Raw genomic sequence first — 20,442 nt, 5'->3', positions numbered from 1 at the left:
GATGCGGGTCCGTAAACTCCTCCAGCTGAACTGGTTCGGCGGCCTGGCCGGCTGGGCCTGGCTGGCGATCGTACTGATCCCGCTGTACTGGATCGTCGTCACCAGCTTCAAGGACCAGAGCGCGTACTTCACCCAGAACCCGTTCGCGCTGCCGTCCGCGCCGACCGCGAACAACTACCAGCTGGTCATCCAGTCGGACTTCCCGCGGTACTTCCTGAACAGCGTGATCGTCACCGCGGGCACGATCATCCCGGCGGTCGCGATCTCCTTCATGGCGGCGTACGCCATCATCCGCGGCGCGGGCAGCAGGTTCCTTGCCGGGGTCAACGGCCTGTTCCTGATGGGACTGGCGATCCCGCTGCAGGCGACGATCATCCCGGTGTACCTGCTGATCATCAAGATGCGCCTGTACGACAGCCTGCTCGCGCTGATCCTGCCGTCGATCGCGTTCTCGATCCCGCTGTCGGTCCTGGTCCTCGCGAACTTCATCCGCGACGTACCGAAGGAGCTGTTCGAGTCGATGCGGGTCGACGGCGCCACCGAGTGGGGAATGATGCGCAAGCTCGCGCTGCCGCTCACCCGGCCCGCGCTGGTGACCGTCAGCATCTACAACGGCCTCGGCGTCTGGAACGGGTTCCTCCTGCCGCTGATCCTCACCCAGAGCCCCGACAAGCGCACGCTCCCGCTGGCGCTGTGGACGTTCCAGGGCCAGTACAGCGTGAACGTACCGGCGGTGCTCGCCTCCGTCGTCCTCACGACACTCCCGATCGTCATCCTGTACGCCGTCAGCCGCCGCCAACTCCTCAGCGGCCTCACCGCGGGCTTCAGCCGTTAGAGCCGTCTGGTTCGGGGGTTCAACAGTTCATCAGGGAGGCAGAAGCGAAGTATCCCCATGCACCCGTGAGTCATTCGACCAACCTGACGCCGCAGATTTCGCGCCGAGTGCTTCTCGGTGCGAGCGCAGCAGCCGCGGCCGGCGTGGGCCTTGCCGGACCCGCATTCGCAGACCCGGGCCCGGCGGGTAGTGCGGGCAAACCCGGTGGTGAGGTTCCGTTCGGACCTGTCGTCGTGGCTGGTCAAGGTGGGCGCACGTCGTACGCTCGCGCTGTCCGGCTCAGTACCGCGGCGCCGGCGAAGTCGCAGACTCTGCTCGCGACCTACCAAGGCGGAGGCCCGGGGTTCCCTCTATATCGCAGTGATGACGACGGCCGTATGTGGGCGAAGCAGAGCACCGTGCCCGACGCCGGCACGGCGTCCGGGGTGTATCTGCAGCCCTTCCTCTACGAACTGCCCCGCGCGTTCGCCGGTCTTCCCAAGGGTGCGCTGCTGTTCGCGTGCAACTGGCTCGGAAAGAACTTCGGCAGCACAAACATCCAGCTGTATGCCAGCACCGACGGCGGCCTCACGTGGCAGTTCCTGAGCACGGTGGCCCAGGGCGGACCGGCCAACACGACGAACGGCGCGACGCCGGTGTGGGAGCCGTTCCTGCTGCTGCACAACGACAACCTGATCTGCTACTACTCCGACCAGCGGGACCCCAACTTCGGTCAGAAGCTCGCCCACCAGACCAGCACGGACCTGCACACGTGGGGTCCTGTTGTCGACGACGCGACCGGAACCGCCTACGCCGAGCGGCCCGGCATGACCACAGTTGCCCGGCTCAAGGGCGACCTGTGGATCATGACCTACGAATTCGGCGAGCCCGACGACCCGGCCCACCCCGATCAGAACAACTACACCTACCACGTGCACTACCGGATCGCGAAGGACCCAGAGTCGTTCCGGTTCTCCACGGACACCCCGCTCCTGGACCAGAACGGCGGCGCCCCGAACGGGGCCCCCGTCGTTTCGTGGTCGCAGTCCGGGGGCGTGAACGGAACGATCGTCGTCACGGGCAACGACGATCAGGACTTCTTCGTCAACCGCGACCTCGGTGACCCCGGGGCATGGACGCGGCTCTCCTCGCCCATGCCGGCCGGCTACAGCCGGTTCACCATCCCGTTGGACGGCCCCGGGGACCCCGAGAACCGTGGCCTGGTCTTCGTCATCACGGGAGCGCAGTACGGCAAGTCCGGGCCTGTCGAGGCGGGTATCATCGCGCTCGGCGGCTGAGGGCGCCGCCGTCGAACGCCTGGCTTTGACGGTGATACCTGTTCAGGCGAATGCTGCGATGTGCTCGGTGATGAAGGTGTGCAGGCTGCGCGGTGCGGTGCCGGTGAGGGCCGCCACGTCGTCGGTCAGCCACGCCGCGTCGCCCTCGGCGATCAGCCCGAACGCCTGGGCGTTCGAGGTCGCGACGGCCTCGGGCACACCGGCCCGGATCATCGCGGCCCGATGCTCGTCGGTGCGAATCTGGCGGTACTCGATCTGGTGTCCCAGCGCGGCGGACAATTCGTTCGCGATGTCGGTGTAGGTGATCAGGCCCGGGCCGGTGAGGCGGTAGGTGTGGCCCGCGTGTGCGGTCGGCGCGGTGGCGATCGCGCACGCGGCGGCGGCCACGTCCCGGGCGTCGATCATCCCCACCTGTCCCTCGCCAGCCGACATCAGGAAACCCCGCGTCTGCTTGACCATCGGAGCCAGGGCGAACAGGTTCTGCAGGTACGCGTTGGACCGGAGCAGGGTGTACGCGAGGCCGGTGGTCGCCAGATGCGCCTCGATGCGCGCCTGTCCCCGCCGTCGGTCGACCGGGGAATCGGCCGACGCCTTGCTGGTGATTTTCACCAGGTGCGTCACGCCCTGCCGGACGGCGCTGTCGATGACCGCGATCTCCTGGGCCGGCACGGCCGGGCTCACCAGAATGACGGTGTCGACGCCGCGCAGGGCCGAGTCCAGCGTGTCCGGCCGATCGAAATCGCCGGCGACGATCTCGATCTCGTCGGCGAGCTCGCTGCGGTGAGCAACGCGGGCCGGGTCACGAACGAACGCCCGCGTGGGCCGGTGTCGCGCGGACAGCAGCCGCACGGCCTCGGACCCGACCGTACCGGTCGCACCGGTAACCAGAATCATTCTGTCCTCTTCAGATAGCAATTGTGGACGGTCAGAGCGTGGCGACCCGGCCCGCGTCGACGGCGAGGACGGCTCCGGTGATCGGCCGGGCATCCTCCCCGGCCAGGTAGGCGATCACCTGGGCAACCTCGTCCGGTTCGTTCGCCCGGCCCAGCGGGCTGGCGGCCGCGAGGGTGTCCAGCAGGTCGCCCATGCTCTGGGTGACCTCGGTGCGGCTGGGGCCGAGCGCGACAGCGTTGACCCGGACGCCGGCCGGTCCGAACTCGGCCGCCCACGATCGGGTCAGCGCCTCCAGCGCCGCCTTGCTCGCCCCGTAGGCGGCCATGCCGGCCGCGCCTCGAGCGGCGACCATGGTGGAGACGTTCACGATCGCCCCGTGACCGCGCGCGGCCATCGGCGGAGCCAGGGCCGCGGTCAGGAAGAACGGGGCCCGGACGTTGACGGCGTTCATCGCCTCGAAGCCGGCTTCGGTGGTGTCGGCGGTCGGGCCCAACTCCCAGTAGCCGGCGTTGTTGACCAGCACATCCACCTCACCGGCCTCGGCGGCCAACCGCCGGACATCCTCGGGTACGGCGAGATCGGCCTGGATGAAGCGCCCGCCGGTCTCAGCGGCGACGGCCTGGCCACGGGTCTCGTCGCGGCCGGTGACGATCACCGTGGCCCCACGCCGGCTGAACAGGTGCGCGGTCGCCCGGCCGATGCCCGAGGTCCCGCCGGTGATCAAAGCAGTAGTCAACGAAGTCTCACTCTCAGATTGGATCGACCTATCCAATCTGAGCACAGTAGGATTGGATAGGCAAGTCCATTCTGGGAGGTTCGATGTCGGTACGCGCAGCGCCGCCGGAGGCGCCCAGCACGCGGAAGGGGCGCGCGACCCGCGAGCGGGTCATCACGGCCGCGGCCGATCTCATGTACCGCCATGGAGTGGCCGGCACCAGCACCCCCGCGGTCCGGGACGCCGCCGGCGTCAGCTCATCGCAGATCTACCACTACTTCACCGACAAGGACGACCTCACCCGCGCGGTCATCGCCTTCCAGACCGAGACGATCCTGTCGAACCAGGCACCACTACTGGCTACCCTCGACGGCGTCGAAGCGCTGCGATCCTGGCGCGACGTGGTCGTCGACGCGGCCCGCCAGCAGAACGGGGCGGGGGGTTGCCCGCTGGGCAGCCTGTCCAGCGAGCTGTCCGACGACCATCCGGGGGCGCGCGACGCCTTGGCCGCCAGCTTCATGGCGTGGTCCGAGGCGATTCGCGCCGGCCTGGAGGCCATGATTGACAACGGCACCCTCCGGCCGGAAACCGATGCGGCCACGCTGTCCCTTGCGCTGCTTGCGGCGGTGCAGGGTGGGCTTGTCCTCGCACAGGCCCAGCACACCACCGACGCCCTCGAAGCCGCCCTGGACGCCGTCATCGCACACATCCACGACCACGCCGTACTGCCGGCCTGAAGCGTGCAGTTCGGCTCTACCTGATTCGCCCAGGTCGGGATCATTGACAACACTAGTCAATAACACTGACTACATCACCGCCGCATCCAACCTTGCTTGTCGCCGCTAGCCCTGGTGGCTCGTGGCGAACGCGAATCGGGTGGCGGACGGCTCAGCGCGGCCGGGTTTACCGGGCGTAGGGGTCGGTGATCTCGCGGAGTTGCCCCAGGATCTGCTGCAGCAACGCGAAGTTGCGAGTGCCCAGGTACGACTTCCACTCCGAGAGGATCTCGTCGGCCGTCGCCCTGGCCACGTCGACCGCCCGCCGGCCACGTTTCTCGATCACGATCAACCGGGCGCGGCCGTCCGTCGGGTCGGGAACCCTGCGAACGTAGCCGAGGCGTTCCAGTTGGTCGACCAGCACACCGGTGCTCTGCTTGGTCATCTGCGCCTGGTCGGCGAGGTCCGTGAGGCGGGAACCGTTCGGGGCGACGCGTTGGAACACCCTGCACTGGGTGAGGGTCCAGTCGTCGAACCCCGCGTCCTGAATCGCTCGGAAGATCCGGTCCTCCATGTATCGGTACGGGATGAACAACAACACTCCCAGGTCAGCCGACTGCTCGTCGTCCATACCGTCCATGCCATCCTCAGCTCTGCCGCGCGCCTGATTCCGCCAAGTCCACACCCTATGCCAAGGCGGTCCGGCCAGATCGCCGTCCACGCCATCTTCGTTGCGGTTGGCATCGGGCCGGACCGTGAGTACAGTAGTAACGATACCTGACTAACTAGTCAATACTACTGACCGACTGACAACGGCGGAGAGAGCATAGGTAGCCCCATGACATCCACATCAAGCCTGGCGGGCAAGCGGGTCCTGGTCACCGGAGGCAACAGCGGGATCGGCGCCGCGATCGTGCGGCGGCTCGCGGCCCAAGGAGCCAAGGTCGCGGTCAACTACCGGTCCGACAAGGCTGCCGCCGACGCGCTCGTCGGAGAACTCAACAGCGCAGGGTGTACGGCGGCGGCGTTCCAGGCCGACCTCACGGCGGCGGGCCGGGCCCACGAGCTGGTCGACGCGGTGGTGGCCGAGCTCGGCGGCCTGGACCTGTTGGTCAGCAACGCCGGGGTCGAGCACTTCGGAGCGCTGGAAACCATCACCGAGGCCGACTTCGACCGCATCTTCCTGACCAATGTGGCCGGACAACTGTTCGTCACCCAGGCGGCGGTCGCCGCGATGACCGACGGCGGCCGGATCGTGCTCAGCGCCTCGGTCAGTGTGCGCCTGTCGGTCTATCACCACACCCTGTACGCGGCGAGCAAGGCCGCCATTCCGGCCATGGTGCGCAACCTGGCACCCGAGCTGGCCGATCGCAACATCGCCATCAACGCGATCTCCCCCGGGGCCACCGCCACTCGCATGGCGATGAGCTACGGCGCCAACTACACCCACCCCGCACTCGCCGACGTGCCGTTCGACGCACTCCTCCGCTCGATGAGCGCACTCGGCCGATTCGCCCAGCCGGACGACATCGCCGCCGTCGTCGCGTTCCTGCTCTCCCCGGAAGCCGCTCACATCACCGGCACCACCATCGAGGCCGACGGCGGCTGGAGCTGACCCTGCCGCCCGCCGATCTACACCGCAACTCACTCACAGCGCACTCACATCGCACCCACATCGAAAGGAATCACCATGTCCACTGTCATCACCGGAGCATCGGGTCACCTCGGCCGACTGGTCGTCGAGCAGCTCCTCACCATCGCAACGCCGCCCGAGCAGATCGTCGCCACCGGCCGCGACGTCGAAAAGCTCGCCGACCTCGCACAGCGCGGAGTCACGGTACGGCGCGCCGACTTCGCCGACCCGACCACCCTCGACGAGGCTTTCGCGGGCGCCGACACGATGCTGCTGGTCTCGACGACGACGATCGGGGAGCGGTTCGAGAACGCCCGCAACGCCATCGATGCTGCGCGGCGAGCGGGTGTGACCCGAATCGTCTACACCAGCATCGTCAACGCGTCGACCGCGCACATGACGCTCGCCGACGAACATCGCCGTACCGAGGACTATCTGCGTGACAGCGGTTCGGAGTCGGTCATCCTGCGCAACGGGTGGTACCTGGAGAACTACACCGACCAACTCCCGATGATCAGCCAGTACCACGCATTGCTGGGCAGCGCCCAGGACGGCCTCGTCAGCGCGGCCGCCCGGCGCGACCTCGCGACCGCCGCGGCCACAGTGCTGACGCAGGACGGGCACCTCGGGGCGACCTACGAGCTGGGCGGAGCACCGTTCACCCTGGCCGAGCTCGCCGCCACGTTCAGCGACGTCCTCGGGACCCACATCGCCTACCAGGACATGTCGGTCGCCGACTACACCAGCACCCTGACCGGCGCCGGGCTGCCCCCGGAGATGGCCGCCGCGGTCGCCGACGCCGATGCCGGCCTGGCCCTCGGAGAGCTGTACACCGACAGCGACGACCTGGAGAAGCTGATCGGCCGGCCGGCGATCACGGCCCACGAAGCCCTCCGCGACGCCGTGGCAGCCGGGGAATCACGATGACCGCGTCCGGAACCTTCGTCGACACCCACGAGATGGTGCTGATCCACCGCGTCATCCGGCGCGAGTTCGGTCAGCTCCCACGGCTGTTCCGCACCGCGGCCAACAATCGTGCGCGATCCAAGATCATCGGCGCGCACGCCAAGGAGATGTTGCACTTCCTCCACACCCACCACACTGGCGAGGACGAACTCCTCTTTCCCTTGCTGCGCAAGCGAACCGCGCTCGACCCGGAGCTGATGGACCGGATGGACGTACAGCACGCGGCAGTCGACGCCGCCGTCAAAGCCGTCACCGCGGACCTGCCAGGGTGGACGGCGAGCGCGAACGCCACGGCAGGCGAGCGAATGGCGTCCGTCGTCGACGCCACGATGCCGACCCTGATCAACCACCTCGCCGAGGAGGAGCAGCAACTACTCCCGATCATCGCGGTCACACTGACCCAACGCGAATGGGACGCGCTCGGCAAGCACGGCATGAGCGCGATTCCGCTCACGCGGCGGCTGGTCATGCTCGGCCACATCACCGAGGAAACCGACGACGCGGAACGGCAGAGGTTCCTCCAGGTCGTGCCGGCCCCAGCACGGTTGGCATACAAACTGATCGGCCGCCGCCAGTTCACCCGCGAAACCACCGCGATCCGCGGCTGACCCAACCCGCGACCCCTCAGGCCATCCCTTCTACGTTTGCCGACTGCCAGCAGGCAGCCGATGCCTGGTCCACCGCGAGGACGGCCTGGTATTCCTGCACCCCGTCAGCCGCGTTCAGCCGCCGGCAATTGCTCAGCGGCCTCGCCGCGGGCTTCGGCCGCCAGCAGCTTCCTGCTCGGGGGCCGGGTCGCCCACGACGCGAGCGCGAGTACGGCGAACGCGGCGGGGGCGACCATCCCGGAGTACTGCCGCGCGGCGAAGTTCGAGGCCGCGGCGCCGGTCATGTTGATCAGCACCCCGGCGTACGCCCACTCCTTCAGACGGGGCAGGGCTGGTACGGCGATCACCACCGCCGCGGCGAGCTTGGCGCCGCCGAGGATCGGCGACAGGTAGCTCGGGTACCCGAGGTCGATCAGCATCGGGTAGAACGGCGCCATCCGGAACAGGTCCATGGTGCCGCCGACGGCACACTCCCCCACGACGATCGCGGTCGTGGCCCAGTAGGTTCTTCGCATCCGACTCACCGGCTATCGAAACGACTCCGTACTCTTCATCTAACGGTACGATAGCGTTTCGATGGAGGTGGATCAATGGCCGCTGGGAAGACCGGACCCCGGCCCGTCTCGCGGGGGGACGGCGCGCGGCAGCGGATGCTCGAGGCCGCACTCGCGGTGCTCGACGAGTCCGGCCTCGCCGGGTTCACGATGGAGGCGGTCGCGCGGCGCGCCGGGGCGAGCAAGGCGACGCTCTACCGTCGCTGGCCTACCACCGGGGCGCTGCTGGTGGACGCGATGGACGCGACGTACCGCCCGTTCCTCACCCCCGACACCGGGTCGGTCACCAAGGACGTCAGCCAGATCCTGACCGCGTTCGTCACACTCCTCGAAAAGACGCCGTTCCCCCGCCTGCTCGCCGCCTTCATCGACGCCGCCGAACGCGATCCCGCGCTCTCGAAACTCCACCAGGACCTGACGAAACGGCGCCGCGAGCCGATGCTGATCGCGTTGGAACGCGGCCGCGAGCGCGGGGAGCTACCGCCCGACACCGACCCCGAACTGACCACCGACCTGCTGACCAGCCCGTTCTTCTACCGTCACTTCGTTGCCCACCGCCCCATTCCGCGGCGGATGGTCGCCGACGTCGTCGCCCGCGTGCTGTTCCCGAAGACCTGACGCGTCCCGTCCGCGAGGATCACCAGCCCGGCCCGACCCGGCCGCGACTGCAACCACGCGAGCCCGTCCTCCCCGAGCGCGAACGCCGCCGTCGCGTCGATGTCGGCCTGCGTGAGCGACCGGTGTACGACGGTGACCGAAGCCAGCACGATCGGTGTCACGCCGGTCCGGGCGTCGATGATGTGACGGCCGCGCCGATGTAGCCCGGACGTGGCGATCGCGCCGTTCCGGATCGGGACCACCGCGGCCAGCTTGTCCGGGGCGAGCGGGTCCTCGATCCCGACCCGCCACTCCTCCGAGTCCGGCCCGGAGACCCGGCATGTCAGGTCACCACCCGCGCCGAGGCAGTAGTCCGTCGCCGGCAACTGCCCGAGCTTCTGCGCCGCGCGTTCCACCGCCCAGCCCTTCACGACGCCGCTCGGGTCGAGCCGGGAATTCCGCCGTACGTCGAACGCGCCGCCGGACTCGATCCGCGCCCGCTCGCCTAGCGCGAGCACCTCCGCGACCTCGGGCGGGCAATCCGCGATCGCCAGCGCACCACGGTTCAGGCGGGACACGTACGAGTCGGCGCGGTAGGTGCTGAAGACCTGGTCCGCAGTCCGCAGTACGTCGAGCGCCTCGGACCACGCCCGTACCGCGTGGTCGTCGTCGGCGTGCCGGCCGCGCAGGACGAGGCTGATCGGCATACCCATCACGTGCTCGACGTACCTGGTGGTCATTTGCCCTTGTCCAGTGCGCTTTGGAGGGATCGGACATACCCGTCGCTGGTCACGGTCGCGCCGCTGACCATGTCGATCTGCGCGCTCTGGGCCTGGACGGTCTCGTTGATCAGGATCGGGAGCGCGTAGTCGTTGATCTCGGCGTCGCGGCGGTTGCCGTTCGGGTACTGGACGACGTTGACCGCCGTGATCTTCCCGGCCTGCTCGGTGAGCTGGACCTGGACGGGTCCCCACTGGGTCTGCGCGACGGCGCCGGTGATGGTCGACGTACCTGACTTGGACGAGGGCGTCCCCGGTGTCGTAGGTGTTGTTGCCGGGGCTTCGTTGATGCCACCACCGATGGTCGGCCCCACGGATGCCTCGGGGCCAGAGGTTGACGTGTGGTAGCCGAACATCAGGACGACCGCCGAGACGGTGCCGAGGAGCCAGAGCACGATACGTTTCACGGCGGTCACCAGTTGAAGTTCTCGAGATGGAGCCGTTCGGCCGGAAGGCCGGCAGCAGTGAGGGTGGCCCGGACCAGCTCCGTCCACGCCTCAGGCCCGCACAGGTAGACGTCCCGCTCGGCGATGTCCGGGATCCAGTGCAGCAGCGCGTGCAGGTCGTCGTACTCCGGAACCCCGGTGCCGAACCACGAGTCCGGCCGCCGCCGCGCGCCCGGCAACGTCAGCGAGGACAGCCCGCGGTCGTGCCACAGGGTCTGGAACTCGTCGTGGAACAACGGCTGGTCCGTGTACCGCTGGACCAGCACAGCGTCGCCCGGCCCGTAGTCGAGCCCTTCCGCGAGCGCCCGCAGCGGCGTGACGCCGACGCCTGCGCCGATCAGTGCGATCTTCCGCTGGGTACGAGCGCGCGGGCTCATCCGGCCGTACGGTCCCTCCACGAGGACCCGCGTACCGGGCCTGACTGACCTGAGTGCTGCACTGCCGTCGCCGGCGTCCTGCACCGTGATGCGGAGGCCGCGGCCGTCGGGGGCGGCCGACAACGAGTACGGGTTCGCGCGCGTCCAGCCGGGGCGATCGAGGAAGCGCCACGAGAAGAACTGGCCGGCCTCGGCGCGTAGCTGGTCGAGATGGTGCCCGCTGACGTACACCGAGACCACCGCGTCGGACTCCGGTACGACAGCCGTCACCCGGAGCCGGTGCCGCAGGTTCCGCCAGACCGGTACGCCGATCCGGTAGCCGAGCACCGTCGCCGCGGCGACGGCCCAGGCCGTCCACCAGAACACGGTGCGGCCGGTCGACGCGAGGAACTCCTGCCCGGTCCACAGCTGGTGCGGGATCGCGAGACCGACACCTAGGTACGCGTACAGGTGCAGGAGATGCCAGGACTCGTACCGGAGGCGTCGGCGGGCCGCACGGATGCTGGTGAGCACGCTCACGCACAGCGCCACGGTCCCCCCGACAGCCAGCAGCATCCCCGGGTAGTCGACGGACAGGTCCCACAGCATCGCGGGCGTCCTCCGTACCTCGCCCTCCGCGTAACCCCACGTGATCGTGACAAGGTGCGCCAGCATCAGGTTGAACGACGTGAACCCGGTGATGCGGTGAAGGTGCGTCAACCGGTCCTGCCCGAACGCGGCCTCCAGCAGCGGCACCCGGGCCATCAGCACGACCTGTGCCAGCAGCAGTACGGCGGCGCCGAGGCCGGTGATCCGGCCGATCGAGGTCAGCCCGGTTGCCCAGCCACCAAGCTCCTGGACACCGCCGCCGGCGATCCACCAGTACGTGACGAGCAGGAGGCTCAGCCACAAGACGGCGAGCGCGCCGAGCCGTACGGCGCTGTCGGTGCGAGCCCTCTGCCCGAGGGACTCCGCTGGGATTGCGAACACACCTCAGTGTCGGATCACCTACTGAGCACCAGCTTCGGCTTGGCTGGCAGTCCGCTGTGAAGTATCGTGGGGTATTTGTGCCGGGAAATGAAAAGAAGCCCTCTCGGGGCTTCCAAGTACAGAATATCAAAGCTTTTCGGGCAAAGCAAGAACACGGATCGGGGGCAATAGTGCTGGAGCAGGAGATCGCCGCAGAACAAGGCGAAGTGACCGCGATGTACGAACGGCTCGACGTACTGCGGGAAAAGGCCCGCGGCGAACTCGGGCGGGTCCAGGGCGAGGAAACCGTCGGCACCGATCAGGCCGCATCCGAACGGGAATCGTTCACGCGGCTGTATTCCGGGCGGTTCGCGCAATTGTCGTCGGTCGAACGCGGACTGTGCTTCGGCCGGATCGACGAGACGGCCGGCGAGCGGTTCCACATCGGCCGGATCGGACTGTTCGACGACGACTACAACCCGTTGCTGATCGACTGGCGGACGCCGGTCGCGCAGGTGTTCTACCGGGCCACCTCCGTGGAACCGCTGGGCGTCAAGCGGCGGCGGCACATCCGCCTGCACGGCCGCACCGTCGTCGGCGTCGACGACGACCTGCTGGACGTCGAGGCGCTCGGCGACAACGAACGCGGCACGCTGATCGGCGAGGCCGCGCTGCTCTCGTCGCTCGGCGCGAGCCGCACCGGGCGGATGAACGAGATCGTCGCGACGATCCAGTCCGAACAGGACGAGATCATCCGCTCCGGTCTGCCCGGCGTGCTCGTGGTGCAGGGCGGCCCCGGCACAGGCAAGACCGTGGTCGCGTTGCACCGCGCGGCGTACCTGCTCTACACGCATCGCGAGCAACTCGGGCAGACCGGCGTACTCGTCGTCGGGCCGAACACGACGTTCCTGCGGTACATCGACGAGGTGCTCCCCTCGCTCGGCGAGAACGACGTCGTACTCGCGACCGTGAGCGAGCTGTTCCCGGGCGTGACCGCGACCGCGCCGGAGTCCGCCGAGGCCGCGCGGATCAAGGGCGAGCCGGCGATGGCCGACGTGATCGCGCAGGCGATCGCGGGCTTCCGGATCGTGCCGACCCGGCCGGTCCGGCTGAAGCTGGGCTCCGAGGAGCTGGTACTGCGCCCGGACGCGATCCGGAAGGCGCAACGCGGCGCGCTCGCGGCACAACCGTTGCACAACCGGGCGCGGCCGGTGTTCGTCCGCCGGATCCTGAAGACGCTGACGAACCAGGTCGTCGAGCGGATCGGCAAGCAGTACGTCGGGGACGCGGACGTCGAGGACATCCAGCAGGAGCTGTTCGACGACGACCAGATCCTGGAGCTGCTCGACCGGTTGTGGCCCGAGCTCACGCCCCAGCTGCTCGTGTCGGTCCTGTTCTCGTCGGACGACCGGCTCGCGGCCGCCGCGGCGTACCTCACCGGGGCCGAGCGTTCCGCCGTACTGCGGCCGCTCTCGGCGGACTGGACTCCCTCGGACGCCGCCCTGCTCGACGAGGCCGCCGAGCTACTCGGCGAGACCTCGGAAGTCGTTGCCGAACGCAAACACCGGGAGGCGGAGACGTCCGCCGCCGAGGACGCGAACCGGGAGTACGCGAGCGGCGTGGTCGACATCGAGCTGACCGCCGAGCGGATCGAGATCATGCCGTGGGAGATCGAGCAGTTCCGGGACCTGATCGCCCAGCGCACCCAGCAACTCGCGAACCCGGCGCCCGCCGACGACCGCGTTTTCGACCGTACGTCGGTGTTCGGTCACGTGATCGTCGACGAGGCCCAGGAGCTGTCCGCGATGGACTGGCGGATGCTGATGCGCCGGGCACCCCGCCGCTCGATGACCCTCGTCGGCGACATCGCCCAGACCGGCTCCGCCGCCGGCGTCCGCTCCTGGGCCGAACTCCTCGACCACTACGCCCCACGCCGCTGGCGAACCGCCGAACTCACGGTCAACTACCGCACCCCGTCCGAGATCATGACCGTCGCCGCCCACGTCCTCGCCGCGATCGACCCGGCCCTGCAACCACCGACCTCCGTCCGCGAGACCGGCACCCACCCCTTCATCGACCCGGTCCCCGCCGACGCCCTCATGGACGCCGTCCGCGCCGCCGTCAAGTCCGAACGCGAATCCATCGGCGACGGCCGCCTCGCCGTCATCGTCCCCACCTCCCGCTACGCCGAATTCGCCGCCGCCCTCCCCGACGTAGCCCACACCCACGACCCCTCGGTCCTCGACGGCTCCGCAGCCCTCCTGGACGTCCCCCAATCCAAAGGCCTCGAATTCGACACCGTCCTGATCGCCGACCCCACCACCATCCTCACCGACTCCGACCGCGGCCTCTCCGACCTCTACGTAGCCCTCACCCGCCCCACCAAACACCTAACAATCCTCGGCCCCCTCCCCCAGGTACTGAGGCACGGGTGAAGATCCCCCACCCACCCACCCACCCACCGACGGGCCACGCCGTACCTATTCGTTGTCTTGGGCAATGGATTGGTGGGTGGCTGACCAGCTGGCGAGGAGTTTCAGGGCGTCGGCGGTGGGGCTGCCGGTGGGGGCTGTGTAGACGACCATGGTGAGGCCGGGGTCGGAGGGGAACTCCATCGCCTCGAAGTCGATGTCCAGGTCGCCGACGACCGGGTGGTGGAGTTTCTTGCGGCCGGAGCGGTGGAAGCGGACGTTGTGGTCGGCCCACCGCGTCCGGAACGTCTCGCTGCGGGTCGACAGCTCGCCGATCAGGTCGCTGAGTGCCTTGTCGTGCGGGTTCTTTCCGGCCTGGAGACGCAGTACGGCGGCGATGTCGTCGGCTGCCCGGTCCCAGTCCACGAAGAACTCCTGCGCGGCCGGGTCGAGGAACGTGAAGCGGGCCGTGTTCGGGTGCGGATCCGCGAACAGCGACGCGTACAGGGCACGTGACAGCTGGTTCGCCGCGAGGATGTCGAACTGGGCGTTCCGGATCCACGCGGGTGCGTCGGTGATTGCTTCGAGCACCTGCTGCAGCGCCGGGCGGACGCCCTTGGTTGCGGTACGTCGACGTACCGGCGTGGCGTCGGACTCACGGGCCAGCGCGAACAAGTGGTCCCGCTCCGCGTCGTCCAACTGCAACGCCCGGACGAGCGCCTCCAGCACGCCCTCGGACGCTCCCGCCAGGTTCCCGCGCTCCAGCCGGACGTAGTAGTCCACAGAGACGCCGGCCAGCAGGGCGACCTCCTCGCGGCGCAGTCCCTTCACGCGGCGGTTGCCGCCGTACACCGGTAGACCGGCCTGCTCGGGACTGAGCCGTGCACGCCGGGAGCTCAGGAACTCCTTGATCTCCGCCCGGTGGTCCATGTCCTCCAGCGTACGGACCACCTCCGCCGCAAGGGAGGCACTGGCATTACCTGGAACGACAGACACTGCCAGGGCCGTCCAGGACCGCCTTCACTGGAGCCATGCGAGCGACTTACATGTACGGCGCCGGAGATGTGCGCGTTGTCGACGTACCGGATCCGGTGATCCAGCAACCAACAGACGCCGTGGTGCGGGTGGTGCGGTCCTGCGTCTGCGGGAGCGACCTGCACCCGTACCACAACCTGCCCGACACGCCCGGCGGGAAGACCATGGGACACGAGTTCGTAGGCGTGGTGGAAGACGTCGGACGGGACGTCAGCGCGCTGCGGAAGGGCGACTTCGTGATCGCGCCGTTCGCGTGGTCCGACGGGACCTGTGACTTCTGCCGGGAGGACCTGCAGACGTCCTGCCGGCACGGCGGGTTCTGGAACGCCAACGGCGTGGACGGCGGCCAGGCGGAGGCGGTCCGCGTACCTCAGGCGGACGGGACGCTCGTCAAGGTCCCTGGCGGCGCGGACCCGGCGCTGCTGCCGTCCCTGCTCACGCTGTCCGACGTCTACGGCACCGGGTACCACGCGGCGCTCAAGGGCGGCGTGTCGGCGAAGACCACCGTCACCGTCATCGGCGACGGGGCCGTCGGGCTGCTCGCCGTACTCGCGGCACGGCAGTTCGGGGCCGAGCGCATCATCCTGATGGGCCGGCACAAGGACCGCACCGACCTCGGCGTCGAGTACGGCGCGACCGACGTCGTGGCAGAGCGCGGCGCGGAGGGCATCGAGAAGGTTCGCGGGCTGACCGGCGGCGACGGTACGCACGTCGTACTCGAGGCGGTCGGACACATGCCGGCGTACGAGCAGGCTTTCGGCGTCGTCCGCGCGGGCGGTGTGATCAGCCGGGTCGGTGTCCCGCAGTACGACGAGGCGCCGATCGGGTTCGGCACGCTGTTCGGGCCGAACGTCACGCTCACCGGCGGCCCGGCCCCGGCGCGGGCGTACACCGGGCGATGGACGACCGCACTGCGCTGAAGGTGCTGATCGAGCCGTAACATGATCATCCGAAGGTGAAGGTTTCGTCACTGACGGTCAGATCGTTGGGCTAATGTGTAAATTCCGTAACGAGGAGACTCCCGGAAAGCACTCTCCTCACGTAATCTGCCCAACCATGCACAGAGGCGAGCGGCGGGCCAAGCGGCCCAATGTCGTGTGGTCGGTGTTCACGTTCCTGGTGGCGAGTGCCGTGGCCGGAGCGCTGACCGCCGGACTTGCCCTCCCGTTCGCCGGCCTGGTCGGCGTCACCACGGCGAAGGCGCACGACTCGGTCCAGTACCTGCCCCAGGACCTGGAGACGGCACCGCTGGCGCAGAAGTCGATCATCCAGGACGCCGACGGCCGGGTCATCGCGACCCTGTACCAGCAGAACCGGACCCCGGTCACGCTGAAGCAGATCAGCCCGATCATGCTGAAGGCGATCGTCGCGATCGAGGACGACAGGTTCTACCAGCACGGCGCACTGGACTTCAAGGGCACGCTCCGCGCGCTGCTACGGAACAGGTCGTCCGGCGGCGTCCAGCAGGGCGGCTCGAGTATTACCCAGCAGTACGTGAAGCAGAGCCTGATCAACAAGGCCCGTACGCCGGAAGAGGTCAAGAACGCCACCGCCGAGACGTACGAGCGGAAGATCGCCGAACTGCGCTACGCCATCGCGGTCGAGAAGGAGATGTCCAAGGGACAGATCCTCAACGGCTATCTGAACCTGGCGTTCTTCGGCAGCCGCTCGTACGGCGTCGAGGCCGCGGCCATGCACTACTTCGGCGTCCACGCCGCCAAGCTCACCCTGCCGCAGGCCGCGATGCTGGCCGGGATCGTGAAGAACCCGACCGGTTACGACCCGATCGACAACCCGAAGCGCGCCAAGGCCCGCCGCGACGTCGTCCTGCGGCGGATGCAGCAGCTGAACGTCATCACCGCCAAGCAGGCCCAGGACGCGCTCAAGACCCCGGTCCTCGACCCGGCCAAGGTCAGGGCCATCCCGAACGGCTGCGCGAACTCGCAGTACCCGTTCTTCTGCGAGTACGTGATGTCGAAGCTGAAGGAGAACAACGCGTTCGGCAAGACCAAGGAGGAGCGCGAGAACTACATCGAGACCTCCGGCCTGGTGGTCAAGACCTCCCTCGACCAGAAGGCGCAGAAGGCCGCCGAGACGTCTATCGCGCAGCACTCCAAGCCCACCGACGACGTGGTCGGCGCGGTCACCATGGTCGAGCCGAACACCGGCCTGGTGAAGGCGATGGCGCAGAGCCGCCCGTACGGCGCGAAGAAGGGCCAGACGGCGTACAACTACAACGTCGAGAAGTCGTACCCCGGCGGCTTCGGCGGGTTCCAGAACGGGTCGACGATGAAGGCGTTCACGATCGCCGCCGCGATCGCCCGCGGCGTGCCGACGACGTACCGCATCCGGTCCCCGCAGACCATCGACCTGAGCGGCAAGAACTTCGAGACGTGCAACGGCCCGACGTCGGCCCCGAACTACGTCCCGAAGAATTCGACGAAGACCGTCCTCGAACCGTCGATGGTGGACGCGGCCCGCGCCTCGACCAACACCTACTTCCTGCAGCTCTCGCAGCAGATCGGTCTGTGCCCGATCGCCACCATCGCCAACCAGCTCGGCATGTACGACGGCCAGCAGCTGAAGCCGCTCAAGCAGGTGGTGTCGTACACCCTCGGCTCGGCCGGTGACGTCACGCCGCTGATGCTGTCCAACGCGTACGCGACCTTCGCGGCGCGTGGCATGTACTGCAGCCCGCAGGTCGTCACGTCGATCACCTCGCTGAAGACGGGCAAGACGATCCCGACGCCGGGGCCGAGCTGCCACCGGGTGCTGTCGCCGGGCGTCGCGGACGGTGTCAACTACGTGCTGCAGCAGGTGATGGCCAAGGGCGGTACCGGCGCCAAGGTCAAGTTCGGCAACAGCGACCTGGCCGGCAAGACCGGTACCACCAACCAGAACATGGCGGTCTGGTTCGCCGGCTACTCGTCGCGGCTCGCGGCGGCGTCCGTCGTCGCGGACGCCGACCCGCGGCTCGAGAACATCATCGGTCAGACGTTCAACGGCAAGAAGCTGCAGGACGCTTCCGGTTCCGGCACCGCGGGCCCGATCTGGGAGACCGCGATGCAGCTCGCGCTGCAGGGCCTGCCGTCGACGAAGTTCGTGAAGGCCGACGACAAGATCATCCGCGGCAACGTCAAGGACCTGCCGAACCTGAAGGGCATGACCCCGGCCGCCGCGGCCGCCAAGCTCCTGTCGATGGGCTTCAAGGCCCAGATGGACCACGGCCCGCGGGTCGACTCCGACGCCCCCGACGGTACGGTCGCCTGGACCAATCCCCGCCAGGAGGACGGCGCTCCCGCCGGCGCGACGGTACTGCTGTACATCTCCAACGGCAGCAAGGCCAAGCCGACACCCCCACCGGTCACCCCTCCCCCGGTGACCCCACCGGTGCCCCCGGCAACGATCAAGCCACCGCCCAACGTCCCGACCTGCCCCCCGTGGGACCCGAAGTACCCGAAGTGCAAACGCGGCTGAGGTCATTCACAGCCTCGCTCTCGGCACCCACGCAGGCGCTTCCGGACGGGATCCTCGCCGTGGGCGAGACGGCGAAGCTCGAGGATGTCGACGCTGTCGCCTGGTCTCCGCGGTTGTCGACCGCGGAAAACTGCTCGGCGGCGTACGACAGTCCGCCTACGGGTGGTGGTTACTACACCCTTGAGATGGAGTCGCCGAAGCAGTCATTAGGCTTGGGCCAACACCTAGTACTTGTGAAAGGACTCCCCGTGAGTGTCGATGAGCTGACTGCCCAGGTTGAGCGTGCGCGCCAGGATTACGAGGCGCTGGTGGCGAAGGGGCTCAAGCTGGATCTGACGCGCGGGAAGCCGTCGCCCAAGCAGCTGGATGCGGCGAACGGGGTGCTCAGGCTGAGTGGGGATCCGGTGTCGGCGGACGGGACCGACCTGCGGAACTACGGCGGCCTGAACGGGCTGCCCGAGGTGCGGGCGATCTTCGCCGAGGATCTGCAGGTGCCGGTGGACCAGCTGCTCGCCGCGGGGAACTCCAGCCTCGAGCTGATGCACGACGCGGTCGTGTTCGCGCTGCTCGGGAAGGTGCCGGGCGCGGAGACCCGGTGGGCCGACGTCGAAGGGCTGACGTTCCTCTGCCCGGTGCCGGGGTACGACCGGCACTTCGGGATCTGCGAGCGGTACGGGATCACGATGGTCCCGGTGCCGATGACGCCGGACGGCCCGGACATGGACGTGGTCGAGCGGCTGGTCGCCGAGGACGCCGCGATCAAGGGCATCTGGTGCGTGCCGAAGTACAGCAACCCGGACGGCACGGTGTACTCCGACGAGACGGTCCGCCGGCTGGCCGCGATGGAGACCGCGGCGCCGGACTTCCGGATCTTCTGGGACAACGCGTACGCCGTACACCACCTGACCGGCTCGCCCGCGCGGCTGGCCGACGTACTCGCGCTGTGCGCCGAGAACGGTCACCCGGACCGGGCGTTCGTGTTCGGGTCGAGCTCGAAGATCACCTTCGCCGGTGCGGGTGTCGCGTTCTTCGGGTCGTCCCCGGACAACCTCAAGTGGTGGCTGAGCCACACGGTCAAGCGGAGCATCGGCCCGGACAAGATCAACCAGCTCCGGCACGTGCAGTTCCTCCGCGACGCGGACGGTCTGCGTGAGCACATGCGGACGCTGGCCGCGCTGATCCGGCCGAAGTTCGACGCGGTCGACAAGATCCTCACCGCGGAGCTCGGCGGCACCGGGCTGGCGTCCTGGACGGCACCCGCCGGCGGGTACTTCGTCAGCCTGCAGGTGCCCGAGGGCTGCGCCCGCGAGGTCGTCGCGAAGGCGAAGGCGGCCGGCATCGCGATCACCCCGGCCGGCGCCACCCACCCGTACGGCGACGACCCCACCGACCAGGTCATCCGGATCGCCCCGACCTACCCGGAGCTCCCCGAGGTGGAAACCGCCATCACCGGCCTAGCCACCTGCGTCCGCCTCGTGGCAACCGAGAAGCTGCTGGCTGATCAGGCCTGAGGCAGTTCGAAGATCAGGCAGTTGGAGGTTGCGTGGGCCAGGAGTTTGCCGCGTTCGTCGTACAGGTGGGCCTCGGCGACCGCCGTACGGCGGCCGCGGCTGATGATGCCGCCCTCGCAGCGGAGTAGGCCGGACTGGATCGTCACCGGCTTGATGAAGCGCGTCATCAGGTCGAGGGACGTGTAGCCGACGCCGACCGGGAGCGTCGAGTGGACGGTGCAGCCGGCGGCGGTGTCGAGAAGGGTTGCGATGACGCCGCCGTGCACGGTGCCGAGCGGGTTGTAGTGGAACTCGGCGGCCGGCATCAGCACCGTGACCTTGCCCTCCTCCACCTCGAGCCCGGTCCCGCCGACCAGGTGCAGGATCGGCGGCGCCGGGAGGTCTCCGTCGCGCATCGCCTGCAGCATCTCCAGGCCGGACGACCGTCCGAGACATGCCGCCGTCGCCGCCGGATCCGTCCATTCGAAGGTCCGGCTCCGCACCCCCTGCTGAGTCTCCGTCATGGACCGAGCCTCACACCACCTCGCTAAGTCTGTCAACGAGACTTAGCTCTCCGACGAGACAAACGTATGAAACTGTTCGGCCCTCTCCGGGATCGCTAGGCTGCGCGGGGAGGATCGAAGTGAGGCAGTTCAACACACCGCCGGAGTGGCCCGCACCACC

20 protein-coding genes are annotated in these 20,442 nt (G+C 68.5%); 11 read left to right on the top strand and 9 right to left on the bottom strand.

Annotation, left to right across the window (positions count from 1 at the left end; translation table 11 throughout):
* The first annotated feature begins 1 nt into the window (after window position 1).
* On the top strand, window positions 2–835 hold the full coding sequence (locus JOF29_RS16745; RefSeq protein ID WP_209695108.1) for a carbohydrate ABC transporter permease: 834 nt from the start codon (window positions 2–4) through the stop codon (window positions 833–835).
* Window positions 836–1,233: 398 nt separating this feature from the next.
* Window positions 1,234–2,112: a hypothetical protein gene (locus JOF29_RS16740; protein ID WP_209695107.1), complete on the top strand. Its 879-nt coding sequence runs from the start codon at window positions 1,234–1,236 to the stop codon at window positions 2,110–2,112.
* Between the two features lie 42 nt (window positions 2,113–2,154).
* Here the strand turns inward: JOF29_RS16740 and JOF29_RS16735 are convergent, their stop codons facing one another.
* On the bottom strand, window positions 2,155–3,006 hold the full coding sequence (locus JOF29_RS16735; RefSeq protein WP_209695106.1) for an NmrA family NAD(P)-binding protein: 852 nt from the start codon (window positions 3,004–3,006) through the stop codon (window positions 2,155–2,157).
* Window positions 3,007–3,037: 31 nt separating this feature from the next.
* On the bottom strand, window positions 3,038–3,742 hold the full coding sequence (locus JOF29_RS16730) for an SDR family NAD(P)-dependent oxidoreductase (protein WP_245357630.1): 705 nt from the start codon (window positions 3,740–3,742) through the stop codon (window positions 3,038–3,040).
* Window positions 3,743–3,825: 83 nt separating this feature from the next.
* On the opposite strand from JOF29_RS16730, the gene JOF29_RS16725 reads away from it, so the two are divergent.
* Complete coding sequence (locus JOF29_RS16725) at window positions 3,826–4,458, top strand: TetR/AcrR family transcriptional regulator (RefSeq protein ID WP_209695105.1); 633 nt, start codon at window positions 3,826–3,828, stop codon at window positions 4,456–4,458.
* A 166-nt stretch (window positions 4,459–4,624) separates the two neighbouring features.
* Here JOF29_RS16725 and JOF29_RS16720 read toward each other — a convergent pair whose 3' ends face one another.
* Window positions 4,625–5,077 (bottom strand): MarR family winged helix-turn-helix transcriptional regulator, encoded by a 453-nt coding sequence (locus tag JOF29_RS16720; protein ID WP_245357629.1) that lies wholly within the window; start codon window positions 5,075–5,077, stop codon window positions 4,625–4,627.
* Between the two features lie 198 nt (window positions 5,078–5,275).
* On the opposite strand from JOF29_RS16720, the gene JOF29_RS16715 reads away from it, so the two are divergent.
* The 3 genes from JOF29_RS16715 (at window position 5,276) to JOF29_RS16705 (ending at window position 7,644) form a co-directional block, all read left to right on the top strand.
* A complete protein-coding gene (locus JOF29_RS16715) occupies window positions 5,276–6,052 on the top strand; it encodes an SDR family NAD(P)-dependent oxidoreductase (RefSeq protein WP_209695104.1) in 777 nt (258 codons plus the stop codon).
* 75 nt (window positions 6,053–6,127) lie between these two features.
* A complete protein-coding gene (locus JOF29_RS16710) occupies window positions 6,128–6,997 on the top strand; it encodes an SDR family oxidoreductase (RefSeq protein ID WP_209695103.1) in 870 nt (289 codons plus the stop codon).
* On the top strand, window positions 6,994–7,644 hold the full coding sequence (locus JOF29_RS16705) for a hemerythrin domain-containing protein (protein WP_245357628.1): 651 nt from the start codon (window positions 6,994–6,996) through the stop codon (window positions 7,642–7,644). The genes JOF29_RS16710 and JOF29_RS16705 overlap by 4 nt, the downstream gene beginning before the upstream one ends.
* A gap of 104 nt (window positions 7,645–7,748) precedes the next feature.
* Here the strand turns inward: JOF29_RS16705 and JOF29_RS16700 are convergent, their stop codons facing one another.
* Complete coding sequence (locus tag JOF29_RS16700) at window positions 7,749–8,159, bottom strand: DoxX family protein (protein WP_209695102.1); 411 nt, start codon at window positions 8,157–8,159, stop codon at window positions 7,749–7,751.
* A 75-nt stretch (window positions 8,160–8,234) separates the two neighbouring features.
* Here JOF29_RS16700 and JOF29_RS16695 point away from each other — a divergent pair, with 75 nt between their 5' ends.
* Window positions 8,235–8,816, top strand: coding sequence for a TetR/AcrR family transcriptional regulator (locus tag JOF29_RS16695; protein WP_209695101.1), 582 nt, complete (start codon window positions 8,235–8,237; stop codon window positions 8,814–8,816).
* On the opposite strand, the gene JOF29_RS16690 is transcribed toward JOF29_RS16695, so the two are convergent.
* The 3 genes from JOF29_RS16690 to JOF29_RS16680 are packed head-to-tail and all read right to left on the bottom strand — an operon-like array spanning window position 8,738 to window position 11,366.
* Window positions 8,738–9,535 (bottom strand): FAD:protein FMN transferase, encoded by a 798-nt coding sequence (locus JOF29_RS16690; protein ID WP_209695100.1) that lies wholly within the window; start codon window positions 9,533–9,535, stop codon window positions 8,738–8,740. The two genes, JOF29_RS16695 and JOF29_RS16690, sit on opposite strands and share 79 nt — an antisense overlap.
* Window positions 9,532–9,981, bottom strand: a complete 450-nt coding sequence (locus JOF29_RS16685; protein WP_307863400.1) for an FMN-binding protein — start codon at window positions 9,979–9,981, stop codon at window positions 9,532–9,534. The genes JOF29_RS16690 and JOF29_RS16685 overlap by 4 nt, the downstream gene beginning before the upstream one ends.
* A gap of 5 nt (window positions 9,982–9,986) precedes the next feature.
* Window positions 9,987–11,366, bottom strand: coding sequence for a ferredoxin reductase family protein (locus JOF29_RS16680; RefSeq protein ID WP_209695099.1), 1,380 nt, complete (start codon window positions 11,364–11,366; stop codon window positions 9,987–9,989).
* Window positions 11,367–11,536: 170 nt separating this feature from the next.
* On the opposite strand from JOF29_RS16680, the gene JOF29_RS16675 reads away from it, so the two are divergent.
* A complete protein-coding gene (locus JOF29_RS16675; protein ID WP_209695098.1) occupies window positions 11,537–13,780 on the top strand; it encodes a HelD family protein in 2,244 nt (747 codons plus the stop codon).
* 45 nt (window positions 13,781–13,825) lie between these two features.
* On the opposite strand, the gene JOF29_RS16670 is transcribed toward JOF29_RS16675, so the two are convergent.
* Window positions 13,826–14,686 carry a helix-turn-helix transcriptional regulator gene (locus JOF29_RS16670; RefSeq protein ID WP_209695097.1) on the bottom strand — a complete coding sequence of 287 codons (861 nt, stop codon included), beginning with the start codon at window positions 14,684–14,686 and terminating at the stop codon, window positions 13,826–13,828.
* A gap of 101 nt (window positions 14,687–14,787) precedes the next feature.
* Between JOF29_RS16670 and JOF29_RS16665 the strand changes: the two genes are divergently transcribed.
* The 3 genes from JOF29_RS16665 (at window position 14,788) to JOF29_RS16655 (ending at window position 19,779) form a co-directional block, all read left to right on the top strand.
* A complete protein-coding gene (locus JOF29_RS16665; RefSeq protein WP_245357627.1) occupies window positions 14,788–15,711 on the top strand; it encodes an alcohol dehydrogenase catalytic domain-containing protein in 924 nt (307 codons plus the stop codon).
* Between the two features lie 136 nt (window positions 15,712–15,847).
* A complete protein-coding gene (locus JOF29_RS16660; protein ID WP_209695096.1) occupies window positions 15,848–18,268 on the top strand; it encodes a transglycosylase domain-containing protein in 2,421 nt (806 codons plus the stop codon).
* Between the two features lie 185 nt (window positions 18,269–18,453).
* A complete protein-coding gene (locus JOF29_RS16655) occupies window positions 18,454–19,779 on the top strand; it encodes an aspartate aminotransferase type Ic (protein WP_209696171.1) in 1,326 nt (441 codons plus the stop codon).
* On the opposite strand, the gene JOF29_RS16650 is transcribed toward JOF29_RS16655, so the two are convergent.
* On the bottom strand, window positions 19,770–20,282 hold the full coding sequence (locus JOF29_RS16650; RefSeq protein ID WP_209695095.1) for a PaaI family thioesterase: 513 nt from the start codon (window positions 20,280–20,282) through the stop codon (window positions 19,770–19,772). The genes JOF29_RS16655 and JOF29_RS16650 overlap by 10 nt on opposite strands.
* Window positions 20,283–20,442: the final 160 nt, after the last annotated feature.

This window comes from Kribbella aluminosa, from assembly GCF_017876295.1.
GTDB classification, from domain to species: domain Bacteria; phylum Actinomycetota; class Actinomycetes; order Propionibacteriales; family Kribbellaceae; genus Kribbella; species Kribbella aluminosa.
Note: the sequence above shows the minus strand (reverse complement) of the source record. Positions and strands in the feature narration are given on the sequence as shown.

What these genes read in the sequence shown, in the direction of transcription:
- JOF29_RS16745 (WP_209695108.1), top strand. Translation starts at nt 2, where the DNA reads ATGCGGGTCCGTAAACTCCTCCAGCTGAACTGGTTCGGCGGCCTGGCC.
- JOF29_RS16735 (WP_209695106.1), bottom strand. Translation starts at nt 3,006, where the DNA reads ATGATTCTGGTTACCGGTGCGACCGGTACGGTCGGGTCCGAGGCCGTG.
- JOF29_RS16725 (WP_209695105.1), top strand. Translation starts at nt 3,826, where the DNA reads ATGTCGGTACGCGCAGCGCCGCCGGAGGCGCCCAGCACGCGGAAGGGG.
- JOF29_RS16720 (WP_245357629.1), bottom strand. Translation starts at nt 5,077, where the DNA reads ATGGACGGTATGGACGACGAGCAGTCGGCTGACCTGGGAGTGTTGTTG.
- JOF29_RS16715 (WP_209695104.1), top strand. Translation starts at nt 5,276, where the DNA reads ATGACATCCACATCAAGCCTGGCGGGCAAGCGGGTCCTGGTCACCGGA.
- JOF29_RS16710 (WP_209695103.1), top strand. Translation starts at nt 6,128, where the DNA reads ATGTCCACTGTCATCACCGGAGCATCGGGTCACCTCGGCCGACTGGTC.
- JOF29_RS16705 (WP_245357628.1), top strand. Translation starts at nt 6,994, where the DNA reads ATGACCGCGTCCGGAACCTTCGTCGACACCCACGAGATGGTGCTGATC.
- JOF29_RS16700 (WP_209695102.1), bottom strand. Translation starts at nt 8,159, where the DNA reads ATGCGAAGAACCTACTGGGCCACGACCGCGATCGTCGTGGGGGAGTGT.
- JOF29_RS16695 (WP_209695101.1), top strand. Translation starts at nt 8,235, where the DNA reads ATGGCCGCTGGGAAGACCGGACCCCGGCCCGTCTCGCGGGGGGACGGC.
- JOF29_RS16690 (WP_209695100.1), bottom strand. Translation starts at nt 9,535, where the DNA reads ATGACCACCAGGTACGTCGAGCACGTGATGGGTATGCCGATCAGCCTC.
- JOF29_RS16670 (WP_209695097.1), bottom strand. Translation starts at nt 14,686, where the DNA reads ATGGACCACCGGGCGGAGATCAAGGAGTTCCTGAGCTCCCGGCGTGCA.
- JOF29_RS16665 (WP_245357627.1), top strand. Translation starts at nt 14,788, where the DNA reads ATGCGAGCGACTTACATGTACGGCGCCGGAGATGTGCGCGTTGTCGAC.
- JOF29_RS16660 (WP_209695096.1), top strand. Translation starts at nt 15,848, where the DNA reads ATGCACAGAGGCGAGCGGCGGGCCAAGCGGCCCAATGTCGTGTGGTCG.
- JOF29_RS16655 (WP_209696171.1), top strand. Translation starts at nt 18,454, where the DNA reads ATGGAGTCGCCGAAGCAGTCATTAGGCTTGGGCCAACACCTAGTACTT.
- JOF29_RS16650 (WP_209695095.1), bottom strand. Translation starts at nt 20,282, where the DNA reads ATGACGGAGACTCAGCAGGGGGTGCGGAGCCGGACCTTCGAATGGACG.